This window comes from Pseudomonas parakoreensis (assembly GCF_021602155.1).
Classification (GTDB): Bacteria; Pseudomonadota; Gammaproteobacteria; order Pseudomonadales; family Pseudomonadaceae; genus Aquipseudomonas; species Aquipseudomonas parakoreensis.
In genome coordinates this window covers 35253-48132 of sequence record NZ_BQHY01000019.1, presented here as the reverse complement: position 1 = coordinate 48132, position 12880 = coordinate 35253, and the positions used below count along the sequence as shown (strand labels likewise).

At 59.8% G+C, this 12880-nt stretch carries 14 protein-coding genes and 1 tRNA gene; 9 read left to right on the top strand and 6 right to left on the bottom strand.

Annotation, left to right across the window (positions count from 1 at the left end):
- Positions 1 to 14: 14 nt before the first annotated feature.
- Positions 15 to 320: a YkgJ family cysteine cluster protein gene (locus L6D63_RS23955; protein ID WP_047296498.1), complete on the top strand. Its 306-nt coding sequence runs from the start codon at positions 15 to 17 to the stop codon at positions 318 to 320.
- A 93-nt stretch (positions 321 to 413) separates the two neighbouring features.
- Here L6D63_RS23955 and L6D63_RS23950 read toward each other — a convergent pair whose 3' ends face one another.
- From L6D63_RS23950 to hemA, 6 genes are all read right to left on the bottom strand, one after another.
- Complete coding sequence (locus L6D63_RS23950; RefSeq protein ID WP_047296500.1) at positions 414 to 932, bottom strand: acyloxyacyl hydrolase; 519 nt, start codon at positions 930 to 932, stop codon at positions 414 to 416.
- A gap of 112 nt (positions 933 to 1044) precedes the next feature.
- The gene (gene murI / locus L6D63_RS23945; RefSeq protein WP_095668331.1) at positions 1045 to 1836 is read right to left on the bottom strand and encodes a glutamate racemase; all 792 of its coding nucleotides are present in this window, start codon (positions 1834 to 1836) and stop codon (positions 1045 to 1047) included.
- On the bottom strand, positions 1829 to 2584 hold the full coding sequence (locus L6D63_RS23940; RefSeq protein WP_086791597.1) for a molybdopterin-synthase adenylyltransferase MoeB: 756 nt from the start codon (positions 2582 to 2584) through the stop codon (positions 1829 to 1831). The genes murI and L6D63_RS23940 overlap by 8 nt, the downstream gene beginning before the upstream one ends.
- Positions 2578 to 3408, bottom strand: coding sequence for a peptide chain release factor N(5)-glutamine methyltransferase (gene prmC / locus L6D63_RS23935; protein WP_131671049.1), 831 nt, complete (start codon positions 3406 to 3408; stop codon positions 2578 to 2580). The genes L6D63_RS23940 and prmC overlap by 7 nt, the downstream gene beginning before the upstream one ends.
- Entirely contained in the window at positions 3409 to 4491 is a 1083-nt protein-coding gene (gene prfA / locus L6D63_RS23930; RefSeq protein WP_027612234.1) for a peptide chain release factor 1, read from the bottom strand.
- Positions 4488 to 5774 carry a glutamyl-tRNA reductase gene (gene hemA / locus L6D63_RS23925; protein WP_041072472.1) on the bottom strand — a complete coding sequence of 429 codons (1287 nt, stop codon included), beginning with the start codon at positions 5772 to 5774 and terminating at the stop codon, positions 4488 to 4490. Before hemA ends, prfA begins: the two co-directional genes overlap by 4 nt.
- A gap of 182 nt (positions 5775 to 5956) precedes the next feature.
- Between hemA and L6D63_RS23920 the strand changes: the two genes are divergently transcribed.
- The 8 genes from L6D63_RS23920 (at position 5957) to ychF (ending at position 12877) form a co-directional block, all read left to right on the top strand.
- The gene (locus tag L6D63_RS23920) at positions 5957 to 7681 is read left to right on the top strand and encodes a tetratricopeptide repeat protein (protein ID WP_047296508.1); all 1725 of its coding nucleotides are present in this window, start codon (positions 5957 to 5959) and stop codon (positions 7679 to 7681) included.
- Positions 7682 to 7684: 3 nt separating this feature from the next.
- The gene (gene lolB, locus L6D63_RS23915) at positions 7685 to 8302 is read left to right on the top strand and encodes a lipoprotein insertase outer membrane protein LolB (protein WP_041072477.1); all 618 of its coding nucleotides are present in this window, start codon (positions 7685 to 7687) and stop codon (positions 8300 to 8302) included.
- 3 nt (positions 8303 to 8305) lie between these two features.
- Positions 8306 to 9157: a 4-(cytidine 5'-diphospho)-2-C-methyl-D-erythritol kinase gene (gene ispE, locus L6D63_RS23910; RefSeq protein ID WP_131671048.1), complete on the top strand. Its 852-nt coding sequence runs from the start codon at positions 8306 to 8308 to the stop codon at positions 9155 to 9157.
- A gap of 37 nt (positions 9158 to 9194) precedes the next feature.
- A tRNA-Gln gene (locus L6D63_RS23905) sits at positions 9195 to 9269 on the top strand.
- A gap of 45 nt (positions 9270 to 9314) precedes the next feature.
- A complete protein-coding gene (locus tag L6D63_RS23900) occupies positions 9315 to 10256 on the top strand; it encodes a ribose-phosphate pyrophosphokinase (RefSeq protein ID WP_003171603.1) in 942 nt (313 codons plus the stop codon).
- Between the two features lie 141 nt (positions 10257 to 10397).
- Complete coding sequence (locus L6D63_RS23895; RefSeq protein WP_007967646.1) at positions 10398 to 11000, top strand: 50S ribosomal protein L25/general stress protein Ctc; 603 nt, start codon at positions 10398 to 10400, stop codon at positions 10998 to 11000.
- Between the two features lie 169 nt (positions 11001 to 11169).
- Entirely contained in the window at positions 11170 to 11754 is a 585-nt protein-coding gene (gene pth, locus L6D63_RS23890) for an aminoacyl-tRNA hydrolase (RefSeq protein WP_003228164.1), read from the top strand.
- A 22-nt stretch (positions 11755 to 11776) separates the two neighbouring features.
- Positions 11777 to 12877 (top strand): redox-regulated ATPase YchF, encoded by a 1101-nt coding sequence (ychF, locus tag L6D63_RS23885; protein ID WP_041072487.1) that lies wholly within the window; start codon positions 11777 to 11779, stop codon positions 12875 to 12877.
- The last annotated feature ends 3 nt before the right edge of the window (positions 12878 to 12880 follow it).

Sequence of the window (12880 nt, the reverse complement as noted above, 5' to 3'; positions counted from 1 at the left end):
TTACACTGCCCGGCATGAAAACCATTCCCCACCAGCAAATCACCGAGCCAGCGGTCACCTGCTCGACCTGCGCGGCGTGCTGCTGCCAGCTTGAAGTGATGCTGATCACCGACACCGGCGTGCCTGAGCGCTTTATCGATAACGATGAGTGGGGCGGTGAAGTGATGCTGCGTCTGGACGACGGCTGGTGCGCGGCGCTGGATCGCGACAGCATGATGTGCACGATCTACGAACGACGTCCGCTGATCTGTCGCGAGTTCGAGATGGGAGCACCGGAGTGCCTTGAAGAACGCAAAGGCATTGCCACGGCCTACCGTTGATTAGATGCAAAAAGATCGCAGCCTGCGGCAGCTCCTACAGGGGATTGGGTTTTCCTGTAGGAGCTGCCGCAGGCTGCGATCTTTTGATCTTGCTTACAGCGGCATCGTGTAATGCAGCGCGTAGCTTTCTACACCGTCGTTGCTGCTGGCCAGGCCGGCGTTGGAATAGTGCGTCGCACGGATCCCGACTTCATGCCCGCCATTGAAGCGCAGGCCAAAACCGATGCGGTCTTCGAACTGCAAAGAGCCGCCGATGTTGTTGCTTTCATATTTGGTGTTGGAGAACGCTGCGACACCAATGCCCGCTTCAACATACGGCTTGACCGACTGACCGGCAAACTCGTAAACGAACACCGGCGAGAACGACAGGCTGTTGTTGCTGGAAGTCTTGTCACCCTCCCAATACGTGTAGGCACCGCTCCAGTAACCGGTCAGGCGACCGACGTCACTTTGCAGCCAGCTCTTGTCCCAATCGAAATTCATGCCGAGGCGATACGTCATTGTCGAATCGCTGGTCGCACCCACTGCAAACTCAACGCCTGCCGCTTGTGCGGTAATACTTTGCCCCATCAGTGCAGCCGCAATCGCGGCCAAGCAGAATAGTCGCTTCACTTTGAAACTTCCTTTTCCGGAACGATCGTTTGGTTTTTTAGTAAACCCAGCGGTATAGAAATCAGCGCTTGAGCAGAAGTTCAGCTGACTTTTTAGATATTTCACATTTTTTTTACAAGGTGAATTTTTTGACGTCGCCAGTGGCTTGGCCCAACAGGGGCAGGATTTTGCGAAAGGACGCCGGATCCGCGCTGGTCCAGAATCTGACTGGCTGGTTCGGTCCGTGGGCGAGCAACCCGCGCTCGGCCAGCAGCCGCTGCAACTGGCGGGCGACGGCGGCACCGGTGTCAATCAGGCTGATGCTGTCGGGAATCATCGTCTTGAGCATCGGCTTGAGAAACGGATAGTGAGTGCAACCGAGAATGATCGTGTCGCAACCATTGGCCAGCAGCGGCTCGACATAGTGCTGGAGCAATGCGCGCAGCTCGGCGCTATGCAGATCGCCGCTTTCAATCAGCTCGACCAGACCGGGGCACGGCTGGGTGATGACGCGAACGTCGGTAGCGAAACGATCAAGCAACGCGGCGAACTTGGCGCTCTGCAACGTGCCGGTGGTGGCAAGTACGCCAACCACACCGCTACGGGTCGCGGCAGCAGCAGGTTTGACCGCGGGCTCCATGCCGACAATCGGCCACTCGGGGAAATCCCGGCGCAGATCGGCAACAGCGGCCACCGTCGCGGTGTTGCAGGCAATCACCAGGGCCTTGGCGCCCTGCTCGCGGAAAAAACCGGCCATCACCTTGCAGCGCTGGCGGATGAACTCAGGGGATTTCTCGCCGTAGGGAATGTGCCCGCAATCGGCGAAGTACAGCAGTGACTCATGGGGCAGCAACCGCTGGACTTCGGCCAGTACCGACAAGCCGCCGACACCGGAATCGAACACCGCGATCGGTGCCTCACGCATCGTGCGATCCGCAGACGCTGCAGCCCGGATCGCGCTTGACCCGCAGCTCACGAAAGCGCGAACCCAAGGCATCGATCAGCAGCAAGCGGCCTACCAGTGGTTCGCCGAAACCGACCAGCACTTTCAAGGCTTCGAGCGCCTGAAGACTGCCGACCAGGCCCACCAGTGGCCCGACCACACCGGCCTCGCTGCACGTCAATTCGGCTTCGCTGCCATGCCCGTACAGGCAGTGGTAGCACGGACTTTCCGGGCGACGCGGGTCGAACACCGCCAACTGCCCTTCCAGACGAATCGCCGCGCCGCTGACCAGCGGCTTGCGCGCGGCCACGCATGCGGCGTTGACCGCTTCGCGGGTGGAGAAATTGTCGGAACAGTCGAGCACCAGATCCACCGCCGACACGGCAGCGGCAAGGGAGTCCTCGTCCAGCGCCTGACGGTGCGGCACCAGTTGAATCTCGGGGTTGATCGCGCCGAGGCGCTTGAGCGCCGAGTCGACCTTGCTCATGCCGACGCTGTCGGTGTCATGAATGATCTGACGCTGCAGATTGGTCAGGTCGACCGTGTCGAAATCCGCCAGATGCAACTCACCGACACCGGCCGCTGCCAGATACAGCGCGACCGGCGCACCGAGACCGCCAAGGCCGACGATCAGCACGCGGCTGTCTTTGAGCTTCAGTTGCCCATCGATGTCGATGTGTTGCAGCAGAATCTGCCGGCTATAGCGCAGCAATTCCTGATCATTCAGCACGGCAGGCGCCCCAGGCTGATCCGTTGATGGCCGCCCAGATCGGTGCGGCTGTGGACTTGTTCAAAACCGCGGGTCAGCAACAGATCACGCACGGCCTCGGCTTGATCATAGCCGTGTTCGAGCATCAGCCAGCCGCCGGCTTCCAGATGATCCGGCGCCTGGGCGACGATCAGGCGCAGATCATCGAGCCCGTCGATACCGGCCACCAGCGCACTGGCCGGTTCGAAGCGCACGTCGCCCTCGACCAGATGCGGGTCGGCAGCGGCGATGTAGGGCGGGTTACTGATGATCAGATGGAAGCGCTGGCCTTCGAGGGAGCTGAACCAGTGGCTGCTCAGCACCGTGGCGTTGTTCAGGCTCAAGCGCTGGCGGTTGCGTTCGGCCAGGGCCACGGCTTCCAGCACGCGATCCACCGCCGTGACTTGCCACGCCGGGCGTTCGCTGGCCAGAGCCAAGGCAATCGCGCCGCTGCCGGTGCCCAGATCGAGCACTTTGGCCGGCGTCGCCGCCAGCAACTCCAGCGCGGCTTCGACCAGCAATTCGGTGTCCGGGCGCGGAATCAGCGTGTGCGGTGCAACTTCCAGATCGAGTTTCCAGAACCCCTGCTGACCAAGAATATAGGCCACCGGCTCACCGCCGCGACGTCGCTGCAGATACTCGGCGAAGAGCAGCGCCGCTTCGCTGGGCACGATGCGCTCAGGCCAGGTGTGGAGGAAGCTGCGCGGCTTGCCCAGTGCCGCCGCCAGGAGCAATTCGGCATCCAGACGCGCCGTCGGCGAATCCGGCAGTTCGGCGGCACGCAACAGACTGGCAATGATGGTCATTTATTCACCTATCGCTGCAAGCTGGTCGGCCTGGTATTCGGCCAGCAAAGGCTCGATCACCGCTTCAACGCCACCGGCGAGAATTTCATCCAGGGAGTACAGAGTCAGGTTGACGCGATGGTCGGTGACCCGGCCCTGAGCAAAGTTGTAAGTACGAATACGCTCGGAACGGTCGCCGGAACCGACCAGCAATTTACGCTCGCTGGCAATCGCATTGGCCGCTGCGGCGGTCTGCTGGTCGTTGAGCTTGGCCGACAGCCAGGCCATCGCCCGCGCGCGGTTCTTGTGCTGGGAACGTTCTTCCTGGCACTCGACGACGGTGCCGGTCGGTATGTGCGTGATGCGGATCGCCGAATCGGTGGTGTTGACGTGCTGACCACCGGCCCCGGAGGAGCGGTAAGTGTCGACACGCAAATCCGCCGGGTTGATCTCGATGGCTTCCCGCTCGTCCGGCTCGGGCAACACCGCCACGGTGCAGGCCGAGGTGTGGATACGGCCCTGGGACTCGGTGGCGGGTACACGCTGTACGCGGTGCGCGCCGGACTCGAATTTCAGCTTGCCGTAAACGTTGTCGCCTTCAATGCGGGCGATGACTTCTTTATAGCCACCGTGCTCGCCTTCGTTTTCCGAAAGGATCTCCACGCGCCAGCCACGCCGTTCGGCGTAACGCGAGTACATGCGAAACAGATCGCCGGAGAAGATCGCCGCTTCGTCGCCACCGGTACCGGCGCGAATTTCGAGAAAGACGTTACGCCCGTCATTGGGATCCTTGGGCAGCAACATGCGCTGCAGATCATCTTCCAGTCTGATCAGCAATTCCTTGGCTTCGCGGACTTCCTCCACGGCCATTTCACGCATGTCCGGGTCGCTGTCCTTGAGCAGCGCCTGGGCGCCTTCAAGATCACTTTGTACGCCGAGCAGCTTTTTATAGCCTTGTACCACCGGCTCGAGTTCGGCGTATTCCTTGGAATAAGCGCGGAATTTGGCCTGGTCGGCAATGACTTCGCCGTCGCCGAGCAGCGCGGTCAGTTCCTCGAAACGGTCCTGGAGGGTGTCCAGCTTGTTGAGCAGTGACGCTTTCATTGCGGTTTTTTATCCGAAAAACTATCCGGTGAGCCCTCGAGGGCGAAGAGTTCCTGGGCCATGGCCAGCGCATCGAGGCGGCCTTCGGCAGAAAGCTTTTTCAACTGCACGCTGGGCGCATGCAGCAGTTTATTGGTCAGGCCACGGGCCAGTTGCCCGAGCACCTCTTCGGCGTTGCCGCCGTTGGCCAGCAGACGCAGGGCCTTTTGCAGCTCCTCGTCGCGCAGGCGTTCGCTCTGTTGCCGATAAGCCTTGAGCACATCGACCGCCGCCAGTTCGCGCAGACGCACCATGAAATCGTCGGCGCCGACCGAAACCATCTCTTCCGCCGCCTGGGCTGCGCCCTGCCGACTCTTGAGGTTCTCGGCGACCACTTCGTGCAGATCGTCGACGCTGTACAGGTAAACGTCGTCGAGTTCGCCGACTTCCGGCTCGATGTCGCGGGGTACGGCGATGTCGACCATGAAGATCGGCTTGTGCTTGCGCTGCTTCAGCGCGCTTTCGACGGCGCCTTTACCGAGGATCGGCAACTGGCTGGCGGTCGAACTGATCACGATATCGCTGCGCACCAGTTCTGCCGGAATGTCCGAGAGCAGCACCGCATGCGCGCCGAACTGCTCGGCCAGCAGGCTGGCGCGTTCCAGCGTACGGTTGGCCACCACGATGCGCTTGACCCCCAGCTCGTGCAAATGGCGGGCGACCAGCGTGATGGTCTCGCCGGCGCCGATCAACAGGGCCTGGCTGCGCTGCAAATCACTGAAAATCTGTTTGGCCAGGCTGACGGCGGCAAACGCCACGGACACCGGGTTTTCGCCGATGGCGGTGTCGGTACGGACTTGCTTGGCGGCGTTGAACGTCGCTTGAAACAGCCGCCCCAGCAGCGGGCCGATGGTGCCCGCCTCACGCGCCACGGCGTAGGCCGATTTCATCTGGCCGAGAATCTGCGGTTCGCCCAGCACCAGCGAGTCGAGCCCGGAGGCGACGCGCATCATGTGACGAACTGCCGCATCATCTTCGTGCACATAAGCGCTCGCGCGCAGCTCATCGAGGCTTAAATGGTGATAATCCGCCAGCCAGCGCAGAACCAGATCAGCGGAAATCTGATCCTGTTCTATATAAAGCTCACTGCGATTGCAGGTGGAGAGGATCGCAGCTTCGCGGCTGTCGGTGAGTCGGCAGAGCTGCTGCAAGGCCTCAACCAGCTGCTCAGGGGTAAAGGCCACGCGCTCGCGGACGTCTACTGAAGCAGTCTTGTGGTTAATACCGAGTGCAAGGAAGGCCATTCAAGGTCGCTGATGGTGACGTGAAGCCGGCAATTGTCCTACTTCGTCAGATTCAGAACAACTACCGCTGACTATTGTCCCAATTGTCGGCCACTATAAAGGCCACATTCGAGACTCGGTTATGTTTGACCGAAGGCTTGTGTCATGATGATCCGACCGCAGGTTAGTCGTCCTTCTCCTATATGAATAGATCTTCCGCGTTGCTCCTTGCTTTTGTCTTCCTCAGCGGCTGCCAGGCCATGGCACCCGTTTCGCCGGACGGTACCCCGCCGGTCGAAGACACCACGCCCGCGCCTGAAAAACCCAAGGTTTACAGCTCGTTCAGCGAAGAAACCGTGTTCAGCCTGCTGAGCGCCGAACTCGCCGGCCAGCGCAATCGTTTCGACATTGCCCTGGACAACTACGTGACCCAGGCGATCAACACCCAGGATCCGGGGGTTTCCGAGCGCGCGTTCCGCATCGCCGAATACCTCGGTGCCGACCAGCCTGCGCTGGATACCGCACTGATCTGGGCAAAAAACGCCCCGGACGACCTCGAGGCGCAGCGCGCCGCTGCCGTGCAGCTGGCCCGCGCCGGGCGTTACGACGACTCCATGGTCTACATGGAGAAAGTTCTGCAGGGCAAGGGCGACACTCATTTCGACTTCCTCGCACTGTCGGCGGCCGACACCGATCAGGAAACCCGCAACGGTTTGATGAAAAGTTTCGACCGTCTGCTGCAGCGCCACCCGAAGAACAGTCAGCTGATTTTCGGCAAGGCCCTGTTGCTGCAACAAGACGGCGACAATAAAGCCGCACTGACCCTGCTCGAAGACAACCCGCCGGAAGAAGGCGAGATTGCGCCGATCCTGCTGCGCGCGCGCCTGCTGCAAACCCTGAATCGTGGCGACGAAGCATTGCCACTGCTGCGCAAAAGCATCAAGCAATACCCGGACGACAAGCGCCTGCGCCTGACGTATGCGCGCACCCTGGTCGAACAGGACCGGATGGACGACGCCAAAGTCGAGTTCTCCACCTTGGTTCAGCAATACCCGGAAGATGACGAACTGCGTTACTCGCTGGCATTGGTCTGCCTGGAAGCCAAGGCCTGGGACGAGGCCAAGGGCTACCTGGAAGACCTGATCGCCCGGGAAAGCCACGTCGATTCGGCACACCTGAACCTCGGCCGCATCGCTGAAGAGCGCAACGATCCACAGGGCGCGCTGATCGAATACGCCCAGGTCGGCCCAGGCAATGACTATCTGCCGGCGCAACTGCGTCAGGCGGACATTCTGATGAACAACGGCAAGACCGCCGAAGCCCAGAGCAAACTGGCGGCCGAGCGCGATGCCCAGCCGGATTACGCAATCCAGCTGTATTTGATCGAATCCGAAACCCTGTCGGCCAACAAACAGGACGACAAGGCCTGGAAGGTCCTGCAGCAAGCGCTGCTGCAATACCCGGACGATCTGAATCTGCTCTACACCCGCGCCATGCTCGCGGAAAAGCGCAATGACCTGGCGCAGATGGAAAAAGACCTGCGCCTGATCATCAAGCGCGACCCGGACAACGCCATGGCGCTCAATGCGCTGGGCTACACCCTGTCCGATCGCACTACCCGCTATGCCGAAGCCAAAGCCCTGATCGAACAGGCGCACCAGATCAATCCGGAAGACCCGGCGGTACTCGACAGCCTTGGCTGGGTGAATTTCCGCATGGGCAATCTGGACGACGCCGAGAAGTATCTGCGTCAGGCTCTCGAGCGCTTCCCGGACCACGAAGTCGCCGCGCACCTGGGCGAAGTCCTGTGGGTCAAGGGCAATCAGCGCGAAGCCAAACAGGTCTGGGGCAAATTCCTCAAGGATCAGCCCGACAGCACCATCCTGCGCAGTACCATCAAGCGCCTGACCGGATCCGAGACTCTTTAACTCATGTTTTTGCGCCACGTTATTGTTTTCAGTTTCATCGCCCTGCTCGCCGGTTGCGCGGGCTTCGGTGCTCGCGAATCGGTCGAGGGCCACGGCAGTCCGGCTCAGTGGGCCGCGAACAAACAACAGCTGACCGGCCTCGACGGCTGGCAGATCGACGGCAAGATCGGCATCCGCGCACCGAAAGATTCCGGTAGCGGCACGCTGTTCTGGCTGCAACGCCAGGACTATTACGACATTCGTCTGTCCGGCCCGCTGGGTCGTGGCGCGGCGCGTCTGACCGGGCGTCCGGGCAAGGTCTCGCTGGAAGTCGCCAATCAGGGCCGCTATGACGCCGAGTCGCCGGAAGCGCTGCTCGAAGAGCAACTGGGCTGGAAGCTGCCCGTGTCGAATCTGGCCTGGTGGGTCCGTGGCCTGCCGGCGCCCAGCAGCAAAAGCCGTCTGACCCTGGATAACGACAGTCGTCTGGCCAATCTGGAACAGGACGGCTGGAAGGTCGAGTACCTCAGCTACGCCGAGCAGAACGGTTACTGGCTGCCCGAGCGGATCAAACTGCATGGCACCGATCTGGACGTGACGCTGGTGATCAAGACCTGGCAACCGCGTAAATTGGGGCAATAACCCATGACCGCTCCACGTCTGACGCTGCCGTCGCCGGCCAAGCTCAATTTGATGCTGCACATTCTCGGGCGCCGTGCAGACGGTTATCACGAACTGCAGACGCTGTTTCAGTTTGTCGATTACGGCGACGAAATCACCTTCGCCGTGCGCGACGACGGCGTGATTCAGCTGCACACCGAATTCGCTGGCGTGCCCCACGACAGCAATCTGATCGTGCGCGCGGCGAAAATGCTTCAGCAACAGTCCGGCTGCACACTGGGCATCGACATCTGGATCGACAAGGTGCTGCCGATGGGTGGCGGCATCGGTGGCGGCAGCTCGAACGCGGCCACTACCCTGCTCGGTCTCAATCACCTGTGGCAACTGGGCTGGGATGAAGATCGCCTCGCGGCACTGGGCCTTTCGCTCGGCGCTGACGTGCCGGTTTTCGTTCGTGGTCACGCGGCATTTGCCGAAGGCGTGGGCGAAAAACTGACCCCGGTCGAACCCGAAGAACCGTGGTATCTGGTGCTCGTGCCGCAAGTCTCTGTAAGTACGGCAGAAATTTTTTCCGATCCTTTGTTGACACGTAACACGCCGCCCATTAAAGTGCGCCCCGTTCCCGAGGGAAACAGTCGAAATGACTGCTTGCCGGTGGTTGCAAGGCGTTATCCAGAGGTACGTAACGCATTGGATTTGTTAGGTAAATTTACCGAAGCAAAACTCACCGGAACTGGAAGTTGTGTGTTTGGGGGCTTCCCAAGCAAAGCTGAAGCTGATAAAGTCTCGGCCCTTCTTACAGAGACCCTTACAGGGTTTGTAGCAAAAGGAAGCAACGTTTCGATGTTGCATCGCAAGCTGCAAAGTCTGCTCTAAAAGGAATCAAGTGCCAGGCACTTGAAGCAACAGATACAGGGGCGTCGCCAAGCGGTAAGGCAGCAGGTTTTGATCCTGCCATGCGTTGGTTCGAATCCAGCCGCCCCTGCCATTTTCTATACTCATCCAGGTTACCCTCAGCCTCTAGGTACTGCGCGTGTCCAAGATGATGGTCTTTACGGGGAACGCTAACCCCGATCTGGCTCGGCGTGTTGTACGTCAGCTGCATATCCCTCTCGGTGACATCTCTGTCGGCAAGTTTTCCGACGGCGAAATTACTGCCGAGATCAATGAAAACGTTCGCGGTAAAGACGTTTTCATTATTCAGCCGACTTGCGCCCCGACCAACGATAACCTGATGGAACTGGTCGTGATGGCTGATGCCTTCCGCCGCTCCTCGGCTACTCGTATCACTGCTGTTATTCCTTATTTTGGTTATGCCCGTCAGGATCGCCGTCCGCGTTCCGCACGTGTGGCTATCAGCGCGAAAGTCGTTGCTGACATGCTTACCGTAGTCGGCATCGACCGTGTGCTCACGGTTGATCTGCATGCTGACCAGATTCAGGGCTTCTTCGATATTCCGGTAGATAACATCTACGGCTCCCCGGTTCTGGTGGATGACATTGAAGATCAGCGCTTCGAAAACCTGATGATCGTGTCCCCGGACATTGGTGGCGTCGTGCGTGCACGTGCCGTTGCCAAATCCCTGGGCGTGGATCTCGGGATCATCGACAAACGCCGTGAGAAAGCCAATCACTCTGAAGTGATGCATATCATCGGTGATGTCGAAGGGCGTACCTGCATTCTGGTCGATGACATGGTCGATACCGCCGGCACTCTGTGCCACGCGGCCAAGGCCTTGAAAGAGCATGGCGCAGCCAAGGTCTTTGCCTACTGCACACACCCTGTGCTGTCGGGTCGGGCCATCGAGAATATCGAAAATTCCGTGCTGGACGAGCTGGTGGTGACTAACACCATCCCGCTGTCCGCTGCAGCACAAGCCTGTGCACGTATCCGTCAACTGGATATCGCACCGGTTGTTGCCGAAGCGGTTCGCCGCATCAGCAATGAAGAATCGATCAGCGCGATGTTCCGTTAAGGGCCCTGCCCTTCTCGAAATGTCTCGTTGACGAAAAGCGCCCCGCCCCGGCATTCCTGTCGGGGCGGGGCTTTTTTGCCCATACCGTGTTTGGCGCTGGTCGCAAACGCCGCTCGGTCATGGCTATTTTGGAGATACAAAATGAACGATTTTACTCTGAATGCTGAAGTGCGTTCCGACCTGGGGAAAGGTGCGAGCCGCCGCCTGCGTCGTCTCGCCGCTCTGGTTCCAGCTGTTGTTTACGGTGGCGACAAAGCCCCTGAATCCATCAGCATGCTGGCCAAAGAAGTTGCCAAACTGCTCGAAAACGAAGCGGCTTACAGCCACATCATCGAGCTGAACGTTGGTGGCAAGAAACAAAACGTCGTGATCAAGGCACTGCAACGTCACCCGGCCAAAGGCCACGTGATGCACGCTGACTTCGTACGCGTTGTCGCTGGCCAGAAACTGACCGCTATCGTTCCTGTGCACTTCATCAACGAAGCTGCTCCAGTGAAGAAAGGCGGCGAAATCTCGCACGTTGTTGCCGAGATCGAAGTTTCCTGCCTGCCAAAAGACCTGCCTGAGTTCATCGAAGTCGACCTGGCTAACGCTGAAATCGGCACCATCGTTCACCTGTCGGACCTCAAAGCTCCTAAAGGTGTCGAGTTCGTTGCTCTGGCACACGGCGATGACAAGGCAGTAGCCAACGTCCACGCTCCACGTGTTGCTCCAGAAGCTACCGAAGAAGGCGCAGCAGAGTAATTTCACTCTGTTCGTCGGAGTGAGTGAAACATCGCGGACTGGAACGTAGCGAGAAAGCGGGCGGGAACGCGGAGTTTACATTCATGGTAAATGAGCAATTTTCGTCCACTTTCGCCGCCTTCACTGATCGCGGCGATGTCAAACACCACTCCAAGGAAGGGCCCCTATCGTGACTGCCATCAAACTGATCGTTGGCCTGGGAAATCCAGGCGCCGAATACGAACAGACCCGGCATAACGCAGGGGCCCTTTTTGTTGAGCGCATCGCTGCCGCGCAAGGTGTGAACCTTGTGGCCGATCGCAAATATTTCGGCCTGACCGGGCGCTACTCGCATCAGGGTCAGGATGTTCGTCTGCTGATTCCCACCACCTACATGAACCGCAGCGGCCAGGCCGTCGCGGCACTCGCCGGGTTCTTCCGCATCAAGCCTGAAGAAATCCTGGTGGCGCACGACGAACTCGATCTGCCTCCGGGCGTCGCCAAGCTCAAGCAGGGCGGCGGCCATGGCGGTCACAACGGGTTGCGCGACATCATTGCGCAACTGGGCAATCAGAATACGTTCTACCGCCTGCGGCTCGGCATCGGCCACCCGGGCGTCGCCAGTATGGTTTCAAATTTCGTCCTGGGTCGTGCGCCACGCGCCGAACAGGAAAAACTCGATGCCAGCATCGACTTTGCCCTCGGCGTGCTGCCGGATATCCTCGCCGGTGAATGGAACCGCGCGATGAAAAACCTGCACAGCCAGAAGGCCTGACTCTAATCCGAGGGGAAACACCATGGGATTCAATTGCGGCATCGTCGGCCTGCCTAACGTCGGCAAGTCCACCCTGTTCAACGCCCTGACCAAATCCGGTATCGCGGCCGAGAACTTCCCCTTCTGCACCATCGAGCCGAACAGCGGCATCGTGCCGATGCCGGATCCGCGTCTGGACGCTCTGGCGGCCATCGTCAATCCGAAGCGCATCCTGCCGACCACCATGGAATTCGTCGACATCGCAGGCCTGGTAGCCGGCGCCTCGAAAGGTGAAGGTCTGGGCAACAAGTTCCTGGCCAACATCCGTGAAACCGACGCCATCGCTCACGTGGTGCGCTGCTTCGAAGACGACAACGTGATCCACGTGTCCAACAGCGTCAACCCGAAGCGCGACATCGAAATCATCGACCTGGAACTGATCTTCGCCGACCTCGACAGCTGCGAGAAGCAACTGCAGAAAGTCGCGCGCAATGCCAAGGGTGGTGACAAGGACGCAGTGGCTCAGAAAGCCCTGCTGGAGCAATTGATCCCTCACTTCACCGAAGGCAAGCCTGCGCGCAGCCTGATGAAGAACATGAGCGCCGACGAGAAGGCGATCATCAAGGGTTTCCACCTGCTGACCACCAAACCGGTCATGTACATCGCCAACGTCGCTGAAGACGGTTTCGAGAACAACCCGCACCTGGACGTGGTCAAGGCCATCGCCGAAGAAGAAGGCGCCATGGTGGTTCCGGTGTGCAACAAGATCGAAGCGGAAATCGCCGAGCTCGAAGACGGCGAAGAGAAGGACATGTTCCTCGAGGCGCTGGGCCTGGAAGAGCCTGGCCTGAACCGCGTGATCCGTGCCGGCTACGAAATGCTGCACCTGCAGACCTACTTCACCGCAGGCGTCGAAGAAGTCCGCGCCTGGACCGTCCGCGTCGGTGCCACCGCACCCCAAGCTGCCGGCGTGATCCACACCGACTTCGAAAAAGGCTTCATCCGCGCCGAAGTCATCGCTTACAACGACTTCATCCAGTACAAGGGCGAAGCCGGTGCCAAGGAAGCCGGTAAATGGCGCCTGGAAGGCAAGGACTACATCGTCAAGGACGGTGACGTGATGCACTTCCGCTTCAACGTGTAAGCG